Here is a 17,582-nt window from a genome sequence, read left to right as displayed (position 1 = left end):
GCGTTTCCTCGCCCGCTTGGCTCGTCTAAGCTCGGGACTGGGGAGGCGGGCTGACATGACGACCATCGAGCACACGGCGGATGCCGGGACGGCTAATCGCACCGGCCTTTATCTGGCCGCGCTGCAATTGGTGTTCACGCTGGGCTGGACAACTTACGTCATCTACCTGCCGAAGCTCGCCGCTGAGGTCGGCATCGCACCGGGCGCCGTCATCCTCATCCTGATGCTGGACCAGGCCATCTTCACCATTGCCGACACCGCGATGGGAATCGCCGCCGACAAGCTCTCGCCTTACGTCGGCCGGCTCGGCCTGTTCGTCGGGATCGTCACCGCGATCTCCTGCGCCGCGTTCGTGGCGCTGCCCTTCGTCGCCGGAACCGGTGCTGCGGCGCAGGGCTGGTTCATCGCCCTGATCGTGGTCTGGTCGGCGACCTCCTCGGCGCTGCGTGCGCCGCCGCTGACCTTGCTCGGCAAGCACCGCGCCAAGCCACAGGTGCCGTTCCTCGCGGCGCTGGCGATGCTCGGCTACGGCATCGCCGGTGCGGTCTCGCCCTATCTCGGCGTGGTGCTGCGCGAGCACGACGCGCGGCTGCCCTTCGTCATCTCCAGCGTGGTGCTGCTGCTCACGGCACTCGGGCTGTCGCGGATCGAGCACGACGTGGCGCGCGACACCATCCCGCCGAGGCCCGACGAGGCGGCAAAGCCGCTCGGTCTCGTGCCGATCGCCTTCATCGTCGCGATGGTCGCGCTGGCGCTCGGCTACCAGCTGCATTTTGCCATGAACAGCGCGCCGGCCTATCTGCGGTTCGCGGCATCCGGCGAACTGCAATGGCTGATGCCGGTGTTCTGGATCGGCTTCAACATCGCGATGTTTCCGGCGAGTCTCGTCGTCAAGCATCGCGGCGGCCTGATCGTGATGGGCGCCGCAGGACTGCTCGGCGCGGTCGCGATCGCGGCGGCCGAGCTCGCCGGCAACCTCAATACGCTGATCGCGGCGCAGTTTCTCGCCGGCGCCGCATGGGGCTGCATGCTGATGAGCGCGATCTCGGCTGCGCTCGCGATCGGCTCGACGGGTGCGGAGGGCAGGGTCACGGGCCTGGTCTTCTCCGCACTCGCCCTCGGCACCTTCGCGCGGATGGCGGCCGTCGCGGGCGGCCTGCAGAAGATGCCCGAGTACGCGCCGCTGCTGCACTGGGCCCCGGTCGCCTGCTGGTCGGTCGCAGGCGCGGGCTTGCTGGTGATCGCGGCGGCGCGGCTACAGGGCGGCGGTGCTCAGATCAAGGCTTCGGCGGGTGGATGAACGCCCACGGGCTGACTTCGGAATCCCGCGTCACTTCCACCGAAATCAAATACGGCCCGCCATGGCTAAGCGCCTTCTCCATCGCCGCCTTGAACTGGTCCGGTGCCGTAACGCGCGCCGCCGCGACGCCAAAGGACTCCGCGAGCTTGACGAAATCCGGATTGACCAGATCCGACGCCACCACGCGGCCGTCGAAGCGTTCGCGCTGGTCACGGCGGACATTGCCGTAGGCGTTGTTGTTGAACACCAGCGTCACCACGCCGATGTTGAACTGCACCGCGGTGGCAAGCTCCTGCACGCCGAACATGAAGCCGCCGTCGCCGGTGATGGCGACCACCGGCTTATCGGGATTGGCGACCTTGGCGCCAAGCGCGGTCGGGAAGCCCGAGCCGAGCGTGCCCTGGTAGCCCGACGTGATGAAGGTGCGCGGCTGGTAGATCGGAAAACCGTACCAGGAGGCGAAGCCGAACTGCGACAATTCATCGGTCACGATCGCATTCGCCGGCAGCACCTCGCGCAAAATGTTGAGATAGGCCATCTGCGGCTGGATGCGCTGGATCTCGGCCTGCGCGGCCGCGGTGGCCTCGCGGATCTCCTCCCGCCGCCCACGCGTCCGCGCAAAGCCGGCTTTCTTCACCGCCGTGACCAGGTCGGCCGTGCCGGCTTTGGCATCGGCGACGATGGCGGTATTGACGGCGAGACGGCGCATCTCTGCCGGGTCGATGTCGATGCGAATGGATTTGAGGCCGCTCGGCTGATAGGGCCAGCGGAAACCGGACGCCGGCAGCTCGGCGCGCGTGCCGATCGCGATCATCAAATCGGTCGTGGGCCACAGCTTGTAGGCCGCGGCCATGGTCAGGCCGAGCTCATGCGCGTTGGAGACGATGCCCCGCCCGCTGCGGAAGGCGACGACGGGCGCATCGATCATCTCGGCGAGCTCGAGGATTTCCTCGCCGGCCTCGATCGCGCCGCTGCCGACGAAGATCATCGGCGCCTTGCTGGCCTTGATCAGCGCAGCCGCCTGCTTGACCAGATCGGGATCGGGTTGCGGGGAGGGCAGCGGCTCCAGCACCCGGGCCGCCGAAGTTGCGGCGCGCTGCGTGAAGACGTCCCAGGGCATCTCGACCGAGGCGGGGCCACGCCGTCCCGAATTCATCTCCTGGAAGGCGCGCGCCACGATTGTCGGCGCGTTGGCTGGATATTCGATCCGGTCGGCCCATTTCACATAGGTGCGCAAGGTCGCGAGTTGGTCCGGCATCTCGTGCAGATGGCCGCGGCCCTTGCCCAGAAATTGCGTCGGCACCTGTCCGGTGACGCACAGCACCGGCTCGTTGCAGCCGAACGCGGTGAGCAGCGCCGCGCTGGCATTGAGCACGCCGGGGCCGGGCACCACGCTGAACACGCCGGGCCTGCCGCTGGAGCGCGCATAACCGAATGCCATGTAACCGCAGGCCTGTTCGTGCCGCGCGCCGATCACCTTGAGCTGGGCCTGGTGGAAGGCGTCGAACAGGCCGTAGACCTGGGCGCCGGGCAGGCCGAACACGGTGTCGACGCCGTGGGCGACCAGGCCGCTTACGATTGCTTCGCCGCCGGTGAGGGTGGTCATTGCGCTAAATCCAATTCAATTGACGGTCGGGTATTCTCGACACTGCCATTTTGACAGAACTCGGACGCCCGCGGCTTCGAAAAACATCAACCCGCTTGTGCATCCGCTTTCAGGGCGTCGTGGATGTTGTTGCGCTTCCAGCTGGTGTCCTTGTCGTTGATCTGCATGTCGAATGACAAAGCGAACTTGCTGGCGGCGAAGACGGGATCGAGATGGCGCGAGAGCGCCTGGAAGACGTGCTCGCCGGCCTGCTGTCGCGTCTTGAGGTCGCGGCCCTCGCCGATGCGGAGCACCATGTCCAGAAAGCCGTAATCCTGCCTGGCGTCGGCGATCGCATAATGCTCGCAGCGGATGGCGCGGACGCGGATGCCGCCGAGCGGGAAGATGCCGGTCTCGACCGCCGCCTTGCGCACGACTTCGCACACCAGCTTCATGTCGAGACGGCCGTCGAGATTAGCCGAGTATTCGATCGTGAAATGCGGCATCGCGTTTTCACTCCCTGTCGTCTTGTTGCCTTACGCGAAGTAGCAGCTCACCGAGCCATAGGCGCCATAATCGGCCTGAATTGTGTCGCCCTTGCGGGTCTCGATCGGACGGATGAAGGAGCCCGCGAGCACGATTTGGCCCGGTTCGAGCGCGAGCCCAAGCGGCGCGATCTTGGTGGCGAGCCACGCCACCGCGGTCGCCGGATGATTGAGCACGCCGGCGGCAAGGCCGGTCTCCTCGAGCTGGCCGTTCTTGAAACACAGCGCACCGATCCAGCGCAGGTCCGCGTCGAGCGGGCGGATCGGCCGGCCGCCGAGCACGATGCCGGCATTCGCCGCATTGTCGGCGATGGTGTCGAAAATCTTCCGCGTCGCTTTCGTGGCGGGATCGACGCGCTCGATCCGGGTGTCGAGGATCTCCAGCGCCGGCACGACGAAGTCGGTGGCGTTGAGCACGTCGAACAGCGTGCAGTCTGGGCCTGAGAGGCGCTTGCTCATGACGAAGGCGAGCTCGGCTTCGACCCGCGTCGCGATGAAGCGCTCGGTCGGCACCAAGCCGCCATCGGCAAAGAACATGTCGTCGAGCAGCACGCCCGAATCCGGCTCGTCGATGTTGAGTGCGCTCTGCATCGCCTTCGAGGTCAGGCCGATCTTGTGGCCCTTGACGGTGCGCCCCTCCGCGATCTTGACGTCGACCCAGGCCTTTTGAATCGCGTAGGCATCGGCAATGGTAATGCCGGGGAAATCCTGCGAGAGCTGCCGGATCTGCGTACGGGTCTTCTCCGCCTGGTGCAGACGCCTCGCGCAAGCTTGGATATCGTCGTCGGAAAGCGCCATTTGCGATCTTACAAATTGAGGTGCCGCGAGATGCTTAACATGTTAAATGAATGCGTCAAACCCCATTTCGGCTTGCTGCACCGCAAACTTCCTGCGGTTTGAAAGGGCATCATGGTGAAGAAACCGGCTGATCCAGCGAACGGAAGCGTGTCCGCCACACGTCAGGTGCCGATGCGCGATTTCTCGCGCTCGCTGCCGATGTCGCTGCTGCGGGCCCGCGAAGCGGTGATGCGGCAGTTTCGTCCCTCGCTGCGCGAGCACGGCTTGACCGAGCAGCAATGGCGTATCCTGCGCGCGCTGGCGGCGATCGAAGCGGTCGAGGTCACGGAACTCGCGCGCACGGCGTTCCTGCTCGGACCGAGCCTGTCACGCATCCTGCGCGATCTCGAGGCGCGCAATCTGATCGAGCGCAGAATCGCGAAAGCCGACCAACGCCGCAGCATGGTCTCGATCTCCAAAGAGGGGGTGAAGCTGATGGCCGCCGTGGCGCCGAATTCCGAGGCAATCTATGCCGAGATCACGCGACGCTTTGGCGCACGCAAGCTCGCCGAATTGCAGGACATGCTGAGCGAACTCGAACACAGTCTTGCCGGGCTCGGAAGCGCGGATGACACCCTCGCGGAGGGGTGAACCCAGATATGCGCGCGTGCGCGGCGAGAGCCATGGACATTCACGCTTTTTTTCGCTCAAAGTGCGGCCGAACCCGATCCGCGGCGAGTGAAAGCAACAGGGAAGGAAAGCAACGTGGGCAATAAGGTCAAGGACATCTGGAAGTCGGGCAAGGCCGTGGTCAACGCGTGGCTGGCTATTCCCTCCGGCTTCTCGGCCGAGATGATCGCGCAATGCGGCTTCGACAGCGTCACCGTCGACATGCAGCATGGCGTGCAGGACTATCTGTCGATGGTGCAATGCTTCCAGGCGATGGACAAGCATCCGGTCACCCCGATGGTCCGCGTGCCCTGGAACGAGCCCGGCATCATCGGCAAGGTGCTCGACGGCGGCGCCTATGGCGTGATCTGCCCGATGGTCAACACGCCGCAGGAAGCAAGGAATCTCGTCTCCTATTCGAAATATCCGCCGCAGGGCGTCCGCTCCAACGGCCCGATCCGAGCCGGCATGTACGGCACCGCGGGCTCGTACCAGAAGACCGCCAACGCCGACACCATCCTGCTGCCGATGATGGAGACCAAGACCGCGGTCGAGAACATGGAAGCGATCCTCGACGTCGAGGGCATCGACGGCGTCTATATCGGCCCGTCCGATCTCGGCTTCTCCTACGGCCTCGAGCCCAAGCTCGACCGCTCGGAGCCCGAGATCCTCGCGATCTACGAGAAGATCATCAAGGAGTGCGGCAAGCGCGGCCTCAATCCGGGCATCCATTGCAGCGGAGCCGAAGGCGCAGCGCGCGCCATCAACATGGGCTTCAAGCTGGTGACGCTGTCGAATGAGGTCGGCCTGATGACGACCTACGCCAAGATGCAGGTCAACGCGACCCGCAAGGATTCCGGCGGCAAGGCCTGAGCTTATGTGTCCCGGACGCGGCGCAGCACGAAGTGATGCGCCGCAGAGCCGGGACCCAGTAACTAACATCACGGATGGGCCCCGGATCTGCAGCGCACCGCTGTCGCGCTGCGCAGCGTCCGGGGCACGATACTTGAAGACCCAAGGAGACCTCCCATGACCATCAGCCCCGTCATCCGCCTGCATCCAGATGATGGCGTGCTGATCGCGCGCGCCAGCCTGCCGCCGGGGACATTGGTGGCCGACGGCGTGACTACGGTCGAGCGCATTCCCTCCGGCCACAAGGTCGCTATCAAGCCGTTCGCTGTGGGCGAACCCGTGATCCGCTACGGCCAGATCATCGGCTTTGCAACCCAAGCCATCGCACCGGGCCAGCACGTGCACGTGCAGAACATCGGCATGGGCGATTTCGCCAAGGACTATGCCTACTGCGCCGACGTCAAGCCGACACCGAATTTCGACCTGCCGGCAACGTTCGAAGGCATTCGCCGTCCGGACGGCCGCGTCGCCACCCGCAACTATATCGGCATCCTCACATCGGTGAATTGCAGCGCGCATGTCGCAAGCCTCGTCGCCGACGTCTTCAAGAAAAATCCCTTCACCGGCGACAATCCGCTGGTCGATTTCCCCAATGTCGACGGCGTGGTCGCGCTGACCCACAAGACCGGCTGCGGCATGACCCAGAACGAGCCGCTCGCGCTGCTCCGCCGCACGCTCGGCGGCTATGCGCGGCACGTCAATTTCTCCCACGTCATCGTGCTCGGCCTCGGCTGCGAGGTGAACCAGATCGGCGGACTCATGGAAGAGCAGAAGCTCGCCGGCCGCCTGCGCGCGATGGACATCCAGGAGGTCGGCGGCACCCGCAAGACGGTGGAGGCGGGCATCGCCTTCGTGCGCGAGGCGCTGGCGGATTCCAACAAGGTCAGGCGCGAAACCGTGCCGGCAAGCGAACTCACCGTGGCTCTGCAATGCGGCGGCTCAGATGGCTATTCCGGCGTGTCGGCCAATCCGGCGCTGGGTGCTGCCAGCGATCTCATCGTGCGCCACGGAGGCACCGTGATCCTGTCGGAGACGCCGGAAACCTACGGTGCCGAGCATCTCTTGACGCGCCGTGCCGTCAGCCGCGAGGTCGGCGAGAAGCTGGTCGATCTCATGCGCTGGTGGGACGACTACACCGCGCGCGAAGGCGCCGAGATGAACGCCAATCCGAGTCCCGGCAACAAGGCCGGCGGCCTCACCACCATTTTGGAGAAGTCGCTCGGCGCGATGGCGAAGGCCGGCACCACCAATCTCGTCGAGGTGTTGCGCTATGCCGAGCCCATCACCAAGAAGGGCTTTGTGTTCATGGACACGCCCGGTTACGACCCGGTCGCGGCGACAGGCCAGGTTGCGGGCGGCGCCAACCTCGTCTGCTTCACGACCGGTCGCGGCAGCGTGTTCGGCTGCAAGCCGGCGCCCTCGATCAAGCTCGCCACCAACACGCCGATGTACAAGCGCATGGAAGAGGACATGGATGTCAATTGCGGCACCATCCTCGAAGGCGAGGAGAGCGTGCAGGAATGCGGCCAGCGCATCTTCGATCTCATCCTGAAGACGGCCTCGGGCCAGCCGACCAAGAGCGAGAGTTTTGATTTCGGCGGCGCCGAGTTCGCGCCCTGGGTGCTCGGCGCGACGATGTAGTCGCGCTACGCACGGATGCAATCGCGATGCAGTCGCAATTGAATCAAGTGATAACGGCGGCGGGTGCAGTTGCGCCAGACGCAACGATCGCTCGCTAAGTAATGATACGGAGGCGCGTATCGCGCCCGCAAGTTCCCAAGCTTACACCTGATTAACACTGTTGCCGTAGACAGGGCGTGATGCGGCTCCACAGCGTGGTGGGGCCGGCCTTTGTTTAAGGATCAGACGATGCAAGCGATACGTCCTACTGGGGTGGAGAATCTCCTCGGTGAGGAGGAGCTGATCGTATCGAAGACCGATCTCAAGGGACGCATCACCTACGCCAATGACGTGTTCCTCCGCATGGCGAAATATCCCTGGAAGCAGCTGATGGGCGCGCCCCACAGCCTGATCCGCCATCCGGACATGCCGCGCTGCGTCTTCAAGCTGCTGTGGGATACGCTCCAAGCCAAGCAGGAAATCTTCGCCTACGTCGTCAATCTCGCCGGGGATGGCAGCCATTATTGGGTGTTCGCCCATGTCACCCCGACGCTGGACGATCGCGGCAACCTCATCGGCTATCATTCCAACCGGCGCAGGCCCGATCCGGCGCCGGTCGAGAAAATCAAGCCGATCTACAAGGCGCTCTGCGCCGAAGAGGCGCGCCACGCCAATGCCAAGGACGGCATGCGCGCGAGCTTCGACGTGATGGTCGGTCTGCTCAAGCAAAACGGTGTCGGTTACGATGAATTCGTGCTCTCTCTCTAAGGCGCAGGGAGCGACCGCGCTCGCGTGTGTTGTTGCCGTCGTTGCTTTCGTTCTCTCTGTTATCGGTGTGACCGGAGTGGCCAGCGCCGCATTGCTCGGCGCGACGATCGCGCTGCTCGGCTATGGGCTTTGGTGCCAGCATCGCGCGGCACTGGCCGTCGACGAAGTTGCAGATGTCTGCCGCAAGGCGGCGCGTGGCGATCTCGAAGCGCGGATCCTGACCGAGCGCCAGGCCGGGCGGATCGGCGCCATCCAGAAATCCGTCAACGACATGCTCGACATCACCGATGCCTTCGTGCGCGAGGCTTCGGCGTCGATGGACTATGCCAGCCGCGGCAAGTATTTCCGCAAGATCCTGGCGCGCGGATTGCCCGGCTCGTTCCGCCGCTCGGCCACCGTGATCAATGCCGGCACCGACAGCCTCGGCCGCCGCGTGGTCGAGATCGCGGGCCTCGCCCAGCAGTTCGGCACGCATCTCGACGACGTCGCAGGCAGCCTCATGAGCGCCGCGACAGATCTCGAATCCGACGCCGGCCAGATGGCGGCCGCGGCGGAGATGACGAGCCGCCAGACCTCCGGCATGCGCAACGCATCCGATCAGGCCTCGAGCAACGTCGCGACGGTGGCGAGCGCCGCGGATCAACTCACATCCTCGATCGCGGAGATCAGCCGCCAAGTGGCGGGCTCGACCACCAGCACCGGCCGCGCCGTCGATGAGGCTAATCGTGCCGGCAGCGAGATCCGCATCCTTGCGGATGCCGCGCTGCGGATCGGCGACGTCGTCAAGCTGATCAGCGAGATCGCCGAGCAGACCAACCTGCTGGCGCTCAACGCCACGATCGAGGCGGCGCGGGCGGGCGAGGCCGGCCGCGGCTTCGCGGTCGTCGCCTCCGAGGTCAAGAGCCTCGCCAACCAGACCGCGAAGGCGACCGAGGAGATCAGCGCCAAGGTCGGCGAGATGCAGCAATCGACGACCAATTCGGTCGCAGCCGTCGAGGCGATCGCACAGACCATCGCCGAGATCGACGGCATCACCGCGAGCATTGCGGCCTCGATCGAGCAGCAGGGCTCCGCGACCCGCGAGATCGCCCGCAACGTCCAGGAGGCCTCCGCCGGCACCTCGCAGGTCTCCTCCAACGTGACAGGCATCAGCGAAGCCGCCGCCGACACCGGCCGCGTCGCCAGCCGCGTCAACAACGCCTCCGAGCGCGTCCACGGCGAGGTCGAGACGCTCCGCCGCGAGGTGACGCAGTTTTTGCAAAGGCTGACCTCGGCGGCGTAGGCTTTCGCGGAGAGGACGGCGCCGTCTTTCCCTCCCTTCTTGTGGGAGAAGGGTGGCTCGCCGCGTAGCGGCGAGACGGGTGAGGGGTTCTATCCGCAAGTGATCCTGCACCGAGTCTGCAGAGACAGTCCCCTCATCCGGCGCCATAGCGGAAGCTTCGCTTCGGCGTTCTTAGGAACGGCGGCTGAGGGCCGCCTATGCCACCTTCTCCCGCAAGGGAAGCAGGAAGGGAGCACCAGGCCGCAACTTACCTAGGCACCCGCTGCCCGTTGTTAGTGCTTGATCGCACCCACATCAGGTGTTCTGCTCAAAAAAGCTGCTGGAGCACCGCACCCCGTGTCGATCTACGTCGCTTTGCATCATGTCACGCACTACAAATACGACCGCCCGATCGACCTTGGTCCGCAGACGATCCGCCTGCGCCCGGCGCCGCATACGCGTACGCCGATCCTGAGCTATTCGCTCAAGGTCACGCCATCCAACCATTTCGTGAACTGGCAGCAGGATCCACTGGGCAATTGGATCGCGCGTTACGTCTTCCCGGAGAAGACGACCGAATTGAAGATCGAGGTCGATTTCACGGCGCAGATGACCACGGTCAACCCGTTCGACTTCTTCGTCGAGCCCTATGCCGACAGCTTTCCGTTCGAATATCCCAGGGATCTCAAGACCGAGCTCGCGCCCTATCTCGAGACCATCAAGCCCGATCGCCTGTTTGCGAAATATCTCGATACGATCCCGCAGGACGCTCCGAACACCGTCAACTTCCTGGTCGAGCTCAATCGCGAGCTGCAGAAGAAGATCCGCTACATTATCCGGATGGAGCCGGGCGTGCAGACGCCGGAGGAGACGCTCGCCTCGGGTGCGGGATCATGCCGCGACTCCGCCTGGCTGCTGATCCAGATCTTCCGCCATCTCGGGCTCGCCGCGCGCTTCGTCTCCGGCTATCTGATCCAGATCCGCCCCGACATCGATCCGATCGAGGGTCCGCCGGAAGTGGAGAACGATTTCACCGACCTTCACGCCTGGGTCGAGGTCTATCTGCCCGGCGCCGGCTGGATCGGCTTCGATGCTACCTCCGGCATGCTGGCGGGCGAGGGCCACATCCCGGTTGCCGCCACGCCGCATTATCGCTCGGCCGCGCCGATTTCGGGCGGCGCCGGCTTTGCCGAGGTCGAGTTCGCCTTCGACATGAGCGTGAAGCGCATCCGCGAGGCGCCGCGCATCACAAAGCCGTTCTCCGACGAATCCTGGGCGCGGCTCAACGATCTCGGCGAGCAGGTCGACGGTGATCTCGCGAGCGCCGACGTGCGGCTCACCATGGGCGGCGAGCCGACCTTCGTCTCGGTCGACGATCTTGAAGCTGCGGAGTGGAATACGGAAGCCGTCGGCCCGACCAAGCGCGCGCTCGGCGATGATCTGATCCGCCGCTTGCGCACGCGCTTCGCGCCCGGCGGTCTGCTGCATTACGGCCAGGGCAAATGGTATCCGGGCGAGAGCCTGCCGCGCTGGGCCTTCGGCCTGTACTGGCGCAAGGACGGCGTGCCGATCTGGAAGAATGCGGACCTGATCGCCAGGATCGAACATCCGCGCCGCGCGGAGGTGAAAGACGCCGAGGCCTTCATGGAAGGCACCGCGGCCCGGCTCGGCCTCGATCCCGGCTACATCATGCCGGCCTATGAGGACACCGCCTACTGGCTGCAGAAGGAGGCCGAGCTTCCTTTCAATGTCGATCCCTCCGACGCCAAATTGTCCGATCCGGAAGCGCGCGCACGGATGGCGCGCGTGTTCGACGAGGGCCTCAACACGCCGCGCGGCTTCGTGCTGCCGGTGCAGCGCTGGAACGCGCCGCCGCGCTGGCGCAGCGAGCGCTGGCAATTGCGACGCAATCATCTGTTCCTGATGCCGGGCGATTCACCGTTGGGCTTGCGCCTGCCGATCGGCTCGCTCGGCTACGTCCCGCCGAACCAATATCCCTACATCGTCGAGCAGGACCCGATGGAGTCCCGCGGCAAGCTGCCGGTGTTCACGCTCGCGGCGCGTCCGGAATTACCACCGCGGGCCGCCCCTGAAAACCTCAATACGGCCGTCCCGGTGCGCACCGCGATGTCGGTGGAAGTTCGCGACGGCGTCATCTGCGCGTTCATGCCGCCGGTCGAGCGCATCGAGGATTATCTAGAGCTGGTCGCCGTGCTCGAAGCCACCGCCGAGGAGATGCAGCTCCCGGTTCACGTCGAAGGCTATCCGCCGCCGTTCGATCCGCGCATCGAGGTGATCAAGGTGACGCCCGATCCTGGCGTGATCGAGATCAACATTCAGCCGGCGAAGAATTGGCGCGAAGCGGTCGAGATCACCTCCGGTCTCTATGAAGACGCCGGCAAGGTGCGTCTCGGCGCTAACCGCTTCCTGGTCGACGGCCGCCACACCGGCACCGGCGGCGGCAATCACGTCGTGATCGGCGGCTCGAGCCCGCAGGACTCGCCGTTCCTGCGTCGGCCGGATCTGCTGAGGAGTCTCGTGCTGTATTGGCAGCGGCATCCCTCGTTGTCCTATTTCTTCTCCGGCCTGTTCATCGGCCCGACCAGCCAGGCGCCGCGCATCGACGAAGCCCGCCACGACAGCATCTACGAGCTCGAGATCGCGCTCTCGCACGTGCCGCCGCCGGGGTACCAGACGCCGCTGTGGCTGGTGGACCGGCTGTTCCGGCACCTGCTCGTCGACATCACCGGCAACACCCACCGCGCCGAGATCTGCATCGACAAGCTCTACTCGCCGGAGGGGCCGACCGGCCGGCTCGGCCTCGTCGAATTCCGCGCGCTCGAAATGCCGCCCGATCCGCGCATGTCGCTGGCGCAGCAGCTATTGATCCGCGCGCTGATCGCGAAGATGTGGCGCGAGCCGCAAGCTGGCAAGTTCGTGCGCTGGGGCACTGCGCTGCATGACCGCTTCATGCTGCCGCATTTCATCTGGGAAGACTTCCTCGACGTGCTCGGCGAGCTCAAGCAATTCGGCTACCCCTTCGAGCCGGAATGGTATCTGGCCCAGCTCGAATTCCGCTTTCCCGCCTTCGGCCGCGTCCATCACGGCGGCGTCACGCTGGAATTGCGCCAGGCGCTGGAGCCCTGGCACGTGCTGGGCGAGGAGGGTTCGGCCGGCGGCACCGTGCGCTATGTCGATAGCTCGGTCGAGCGGCTTCAGGTCAAGGCGGAGGGCTTCGTCGAGGGCCGCCACATCGTCACCTGCAACGGCCGCCGCCTGCCGATGACCTCGACCGGCCGCTCGGCCGAGGCCGTCGCGGGCGTCCGCTTCAAGGCCTGGCAGCCGGCCTCCGGCCTGCACCCGACCATTCCGGTCCACGCACCGCTGACGTTTGACCTTATTGATACCTGGAACGGCCGCTCGCTCGGCGGCTGCGTCTACCACGTCGCCCATCCGGGCGGGCGAAGCTACGATACCAAGCCGGTCAACACCTATGAGGCCGAGGCGCGGCGGCTGGCGCGCTTCCAGGACCACGGCCATACCCCGGGACCGGTCCAGCCGCCGCCCGAGGAACGCACAAATGAGTTCCCGCTGACCCTCGACTTGCGGACTCCGCTCCTGCAATGAGTATGATGGTGGGGCAGGGAGAGGCGCATGGCCGAGGGCGCAGCCGAAGAGAACGACAAGGCGGGTAGGGCGCCAAGTCAACGTGATGGCCAACGTGAGAGCCAGCGCCGCCTCGCGCAATGGGTCCGCGACTATCGCCGGCTGCCCGGCATTCCCGACGAGTTCTTGGGGTCGGACGGCGCCCCGCGCGGGGTCTGGAGCCGCTTCTTCGACGCCTTCGGCGCGCTCGCGCCCGACGAGATCGAGCGGCGATTCGGCATGGCCGACCGCCACCTCCGCGAGGCCGGCGTCACCTACCGCGCCCCCGGCGACAGCGCCGACCGGCCCTGGGCGATCAGCCATCTGCCGCTCCTGATCGACGAGACCGACTGGCGGCAGCTTTGCGCCGGCATCACCCAGCGCGCCGAGCTGCTCGAGCGCGTGCTGGCCGATATCTATGGCGAGGGCCGGCTGGTCGCCGAGGGCGCGCTGCCGGCGGCCGCGATCGCCGGCAGCCCGGAATACCTCCGCCCCGTCTGTGGCGTGCCGCCGCCGGGCGGGCGCTATCTCTCGCTCTATGCCGCCGATGTCGGCCGCGGTCCCGACGGCCGCTGGTGGGTGCTCAGCGACCGCACCCAGGCCCCATCGGGCGCGGGCTACGCGCTGGAGAACCGCCTGGTGCTGTCGCGCGCCTTCTCCGATCTCTACAAGTCGATGAACGTGCCGCGCGTCGCGCCGTTCTTCGAGGCCTTTCGCGACTCTCTTCGCGCACGCGCCGACCGCGACGAGCCGCGCATCGGCGTGCTCACCCCCGGCAGCTTCAGCGAGACCTATTTCGAGCACGCCACGCTGGCGCGCTATCTCGGCTTCCTCCTGGTCGAGGGCGACGATCTCGCCGTCAGCGACAACCGCATCCACATCCGCACCGTTGCCGGCCTCAAGCGGCTCGACGTGCTCTTGCGCCGGGTCGATTCCAATTCGCTCGATCCGCTCGAGCTCGATGCGTCCTCGCATCTCGGCGTGCCCGGCCTGATCGACGTGCTGCGCAAGGACGGCGTCGTCGTCGCCAACATGCCGGGTTCGGGCGTCCTGGAGGCGCGGGCGCTGCTCGGCTTCCTGCCGGCGCTGAGCCGGCGCCTGCTCGGCGAAGAGCTGAAGATGCCGCATATCGCGACCTGGTGGTGCGGCCAGCGCAGCGCGCGCGAGGAGGTGCTGGCGCGGCTCGACGAGGTCGCGATCGAAGGCGCCTATCGGCGCGGCGTGCCCGGTTTCGACCGCGCAGGGCCGGTGCTCGCGAGCGAGCTCGATGCAAGCGACCGCCAGCGCCTGGTCGACGCCATCACCACGCGCGGCATGGACTATGTCGGCCAGGAGGTGGTGCGGCTTTCGACCATGCCGGTGTGGGAGCAGGGCCAGATCACGCCGCGTCCTTTCGTGCTGCGCGTGTTCGCCGCCGCAACGCCCGACGGCTGGGCCATCATGCCCGGCGGCTTCTGCCGGATCGCCGAACAGCCGGACGCGCGCGCGGTGTCGATGGGCGACGGTGCGCGCGCCGCCGATGTCTGGATCGTCTCCGACAAGCAGGTCTCGACCGCGACCTTGCTGCCGGCGACCGACAAGGTCCGCATCCGCCGCATCGCCGGCGTGCTGCCGAGCCGGGCCGCCGACAATCTGTTCTGGCTCGGCCGTTATCTCGAACGCGCCGAGGCGACGCTGCGCCTGGTGCGCGCTTTGGGCTCGCCGAGCGGACCCAACAAGGGCACCGCGGCCTCGCTGCAATCGGCCGAGCGCATCCAGCGCCTGCTGGTGGCCTGGGGCGCGGTCTCGCAGACATCGCGCACCGCGTCCGGGCGCATCGTGGCGGAAGCGCTGCAGAGCCCTGATCGTTTCGGCTCGGCCCTGTCACTGGTCCGCGCGGCGCAGCGCACGGCGACCTCCTTGCGCGAGCGGCTGTCGCCCGATGCCTGGCAGGTCATCACCGAGATGGCCGAGCGTCTGGCTTACGAAGTCGAGGACGACGACAGCGTGCTGAGCGCGGCCGAACTGACCTTGCAGGAGCTCGCGAGCTTCGCTGGCCTCGCGCAGGAGAACATGAACCGCGCCGCCGGCTGGCGCTTCCTCGACATCGGCCGCCGCACCGAGCGCGCCATCAACACCACGCGCTTCACGCGCCAATTCGCCTATGACGAGGCCGGCGACGAAGACCTCGACATCCTGCTCACCCTGGTGGATTGCCAGATCACCTACCGCTCGCGTTATCTGCTGGCGCCGATCCTGGCGCCGGTGCGAGACCTCGCCGTGCTCGACGGCTACAATCCCCGGTCGGTGGCGTTCCAGGTGACGACGCTGAACGACCACATCGCCGCGCTGCCGAGCCTGAGGGAGCATGGCCTGATCGAGAAGCCGGAGCGGCTTGCGGTGGCGATGCAGGCGATGCTTGCGACGGCGGAGGCCGAGAAGCTCGAGGTCAAGACGCTGTTCGCGCTGGAGCAGGACCTGCTCAGCCTTGCGGATGCGATCGGGCAGCACTACTTCCCGCATGGTCCCAATGCCGCCCGGCCGGAAAAGCTGACGGGGCTGGCGTGATCTACGACATTCGTCACGTCACCACCTACGAATACGAGAGTCCGGTCAGCTTCGCCCGCTGCACGCTGCGGCTCGAGCCCAGAAGCGGCGCCGGCCAGGAGCTGATCTCCCACAGCGTCGAGATCCGTCCGGGTCCTGCCGAGCGCAATGTGCGGCGCGATTTCTTCGGCACGCTGACCGAGAGCGTGGTGATCGAAGCCGCGCATCGCAATCTGCGGATCGATTCACGGTCGCGTGTCTCTGTCTCGCGGCAGCCGCCGGCGCGCGATGCAGCGAGCCCCGCCTGGGAGAGCATTCGCGACATTGCCTTCGAGGCGACCAGCCTCGGGCCGTCCTCTCCGATCGGTTATGTCTTTGCGAGCCCGCTGGTGCCGGTGCTCCGTCCAGTCAGCGCTTATGCGGCGGAAAGCTTTCCGCCCGGCGCGGCCATCCTCGAATGTGCCGTCGATCTGATGCACCGCATCCGCGGCGAATTTCGTTACGACCCGAAGGCGACGGTGATCTCGACGCCGCTGACCGAGGTCTTCGACAAGCGCCACGGCGTCTGTCAGGATTTTGCCCATGTGATGATCGCAGGGCTGCGCGGGCTCGGTCTGCCGGCGGCCTATGTCAGCGGCTATCTGCGCACCATTCCGCCGCCGGGCCAGCCGCGCCTGCAGGGCGCCGACGCCACCCACGCCTGGGTCTCGCTGTGGTGCGGTGCGGTGCTGGGCTGGGTGGATTTCGACCCGACCAACGACCTCTTGATCGGCAACGACCATATCGTGCTCGCGGTCGGGCGCGACTTCTCCGACGTCTCGCCAATCGACGGCATCATCGTCGGCTCGCCCAAGCAGAAGCTCGGCGTCGCCGTCGACGTGTTGCTGGTGGAATGACCGCGATCACCGTCCCGCAGCCCGCTCCCGGGGTGTAGCGAGCCGTTAGCGCAACCGTGATGTCGCACAGCACAACTGCAACATTTTTTCGTGTTCTCGTTCCGGCATTTGGTTACTCGGCCCAAGATGGGCTATGCTGGCGTCGCGTCGAGAACAATAGAGACTTCGGGAGATGGCATGGGACACCAGCGGCGGACGGGGCTGCATCCATGATAACCTTACCGAGACTAGCGGCTGAATCCCTCGAGAACTTTCTCGGTAAGTTCATGCGTCGCCGGTACGATGAGACTTCTGCCAATATCGTCGAGAGCGCGACCCGCACCGCGATGGAATGTATCGGCAACAGCGATGCGCTCTATCACAATATCGAGCATACGATGCTGGTGACGCTGGCGGCCCAGGCGATCCTCGGCGGCCGAAGCCTTCATGCCCATCTGTCGGCCGAGGATTACGTCCACGTGCTGATCGCCTGCCTCGCCCACGACATCGGTTATGTGCGCGGACTGTTCGAGGAGGACGATGCCGAGGGCTTCGTGATCGACGCGGCCGACACCAAGATCTCGCTGCCGCGCGGTGCATCGGATGCCAGCCTGATGATGTATCACGTCGATCGTTCGAAGCTGTATGTGACTCGGCGGTTGCGGCATATTCCCGGAGTCGATCCGGAGCGCGTTGCCCGCGCCATCGAGGGCACACGCTTCCCGGCGCGCGAAGGGCAGGAATATGACGACGAAGCCTCGATCCTGCGCGCCGCCGACTTCATCGGCCAGCTCGGCGATCCCAACTATCTGCGCAAGGCCAACGCGCTCTACTACGAGTTCGAGGAGGTCGGCATCAACCGCCAACTCGGCTACGATTCGCCCGCCGATATCGTGAACCGCTATCCACAGTTCTACTGGAACAGCGTCGCACCGTACATCCAGACCGAGATCGGCTATCTCAACAAGACCGAGATCGGCCGGCAGTGGATCGCCAATCTCTACAGCAACGTGTTCCGCGCCGAGCGCGACATCTCGTTGTCGGGACCGCAGAAGTAGGGGTGCCTCATCCGGGCTACGCCCCCGCAAGCTCCGTGAGA

General features: G+C 65.9%; 13 protein-coding genes. 10 read left to right on the top strand and 3 right to left on the bottom strand.

Annotated features, from left to right (window positions below; translation table 11 throughout):
- Window positions 1–55: 55 nt before the first annotated feature.
- The gene (locus tag RPS27_RS35335) at window positions 56–1,300 is read left to right on the top strand and encodes an MFS transporter (protein WP_212065267.1); all 1,245 of its coding nucleotides are present in this window, start codon (window positions 56–58) and stop codon (window positions 1,298–1,300) included.
- Here RPS27_RS35335 and RPS27_RS35330 read toward each other — a convergent pair.
- The 3 genes from RPS27_RS35330 to hpaH form a co-directional block, all read right to left on the bottom strand.
- Window positions 1,278–2,906, bottom strand: a complete 1,629-nt coding sequence (locus tag RPS27_RS35330) for a thiamine pyrophosphate-dependent enzyme (RefSeq protein WP_212065266.1) — start codon at window positions 2,904–2,906, stop codon at window positions 1,278–1,280. The genes RPS27_RS35335 and RPS27_RS35330 overlap by 23 nt on opposite strands.
- Before the next feature lie 86 nt (window positions 2,907–2,992).
- Window positions 2,993–3,391 carry a 5-carboxymethyl-2-hydroxymuconate Delta-isomerase gene (locus tag RPS27_RS35325; RefSeq protein ID WP_194407057.1) on the bottom strand — a complete coding sequence of 133 codons (399 nt, stop codon included), beginning with the start codon at window positions 3,389–3,391 and terminating at the stop codon, window positions 2,993–2,995.
- A 30-nt stretch (window positions 3,392–3,421) separates the two neighbouring features.
- Window positions 3,422–4,228: a 2-oxo-hept-4-ene-1,7-dioate hydratase gene (gene hpaH, locus RPS27_RS35320; RefSeq protein WP_212065265.1), complete on the bottom strand. Its 807-nt coding sequence runs from the start codon at window positions 4,226–4,228 to the stop codon at window positions 3,422–3,424.
- 111 nt (window positions 4,229–4,339) lie between these two features.
- Between hpaH and hpaR the strand changes: the two genes are divergently transcribed.
- From hpaR to RPS27_RS35275, 9 genes are all read left to right on the top strand, one after another.
- Complete coding sequence (hpaR, locus tag RPS27_RS35315) at window positions 4,340–4,858, top strand: homoprotocatechuate degradation operon regulator HpaR (RefSeq protein WP_194407059.1); 519 nt, start codon at window positions 4,340–4,342, stop codon at window positions 4,856–4,858.
- Window positions 4,859–4,972: 114 nt separating this feature from the next.
- Window positions 4,973–5,749 carry an HpcH/HpaI aldolase family protein gene (locus tag RPS27_RS35310; RefSeq protein WP_194407060.1) on the top strand — a complete coding sequence of 259 codons (777 nt, stop codon included), beginning with the start codon at window positions 4,973–4,975 and terminating at the stop codon, window positions 5,747–5,749.
- A gap of 156 nt (window positions 5,750–5,905) precedes the next feature.
- Complete coding sequence (locus RPS27_RS35305; RefSeq protein ID WP_212065264.1) at window positions 5,906–7,429, top strand: UxaA family hydrolase; 1,524 nt, start codon at window positions 5,906–5,908, stop codon at window positions 7,427–7,429.
- 228 nt (window positions 7,430–7,657) lie between these two features.
- Window positions 7,658–8,176: a PAS domain-containing protein gene (locus tag RPS27_RS35300; protein WP_212065263.1), complete on the top strand. Its 519-nt coding sequence runs from the start codon at window positions 7,658–7,660 to the stop codon at window positions 8,174–8,176.
- The gene (locus RPS27_RS35295; protein ID WP_212065262.1) at window positions 8,154–9,458 is read left to right on the top strand and encodes a methyl-accepting chemotaxis protein; all 1,305 of its coding nucleotides are present in this window, start codon (window positions 8,154–8,156) and stop codon (window positions 9,456–9,458) included. Before RPS27_RS35300 ends, RPS27_RS35295 begins: the two co-directional genes overlap by 23 nt.
- 336 nt (window positions 9,459–9,794) lie before the next feature.
- Entirely contained in the window at window positions 9,795–13,064 is a 3,270-nt protein-coding gene (locus RPS27_RS35290; RefSeq protein ID WP_313754994.1) for a transglutaminase family protein, read from the top strand.
- A 27-nt stretch (window positions 13,065–13,091) separates the two neighbouring features.
- Window positions 13,092–15,629 (top strand): circularly permuted type 2 ATP-grasp protein, encoded by a 2,538-nt coding sequence (locus RPS27_RS35285; protein ID WP_212065260.1) that lies wholly within the window; start codon window positions 13,092–13,094, stop codon window positions 15,627–15,629.
- The gene (locus RPS27_RS35280; RefSeq protein WP_212065259.1) at window positions 15,626–16,504 is read left to right on the top strand and encodes a transglutaminase family protein; all 879 of its coding nucleotides are present in this window, start codon (window positions 15,626–15,628) and stop codon (window positions 16,502–16,504) included. Before RPS27_RS35285 ends, RPS27_RS35280 begins: the two co-directional genes overlap by 4 nt.
- A 209-nt stretch (window positions 16,505–16,713) precedes the next feature.
- Window positions 16,714–17,541: an HD domain-containing protein gene (locus RPS27_RS35275; RefSeq protein WP_194407067.1), complete on the top strand. Its 828-nt coding sequence runs from the start codon at window positions 16,714–16,716 to the stop codon at window positions 17,539–17,541.
- Window positions 17,542–17,582 lie beyond the last annotated feature (41 nt).

This window comes from Bradyrhizobium sp. WYCCWR 12699, from assembly GCF_032144035.1.
Lineage (GTDB): Bacteria > Pseudomonadota > Alphaproteobacteria > Rhizobiales > Xanthobacteraceae > Bradyrhizobium.
The sequence above is the reverse complement of the archived record's forward strand: the minus strand, read 5'-3'. Positions and strand labels throughout refer to the sequence as shown.

What these genes read in the sequence shown, in the direction of transcription:
- RPS27_RS35335 (WP_212065267.1), top strand. Translation starts at nt 56, where the DNA reads ATGACGACCATCGAGCACACGGCGGATGCCGGGACGGCTAATCGCACC.
- RPS27_RS35330 (WP_212065266.1), bottom strand. Translation starts at nt 2,906, where the DNA reads ATGACCACCCTCACCGGCGGCGAAGCAATCGTAAGCGGCCTGGTCGCC.
- RPS27_RS35325 (WP_194407057.1), bottom strand. Translation starts at nt 3,391, where the DNA reads ATGCCGCATTTCACGATCGAATACTCGGCTAATCTCGACGGCCGTCTC.
- hpaH (WP_212065265.1), bottom strand. Translation starts at nt 4,228, where the DNA reads ATGGCGCTTTCCGACGACGATATCCAAGCTTGCGCGAGGCGTCTGCAC.
- hpaR (WP_194407059.1), top strand. Translation starts at nt 4,340, where the DNA reads ATGGTGAAGAAACCGGCTGATCCAGCGAACGGAAGCGTGTCCGCCACA.
- RPS27_RS35305 (WP_212065264.1), top strand. Translation starts at nt 5,906, where the DNA reads ATGACCATCAGCCCCGTCATCCGCCTGCATCCAGATGATGGCGTGCTG.
- RPS27_RS35300 (WP_212065263.1), top strand. Translation starts at nt 7,658, where the DNA reads ATGCAAGCGATACGTCCTACTGGGGTGGAGAATCTCCTCGGTGAGGAG.
- RPS27_RS35295 (WP_212065262.1), top strand. Translation starts at nt 8,154, where the DNA reads ATGAATTCGTGCTCTCTCTCTAAGGCGCAGGGAGCGACCGCGCTCGCG.
- RPS27_RS35285 (WP_212065260.1), top strand. Translation starts at nt 13,092, where the DNA reads ATGGCCGAGGGCGCAGCCGAAGAGAACGACAAGGCGGGTAGGGCGCCA.
- RPS27_RS35275 (WP_194407067.1), top strand. Translation starts at nt 16,714, where the DNA reads ATGATAACCTTACCGAGACTAGCGGCTGAATCCCTCGAGAACTTTCTC.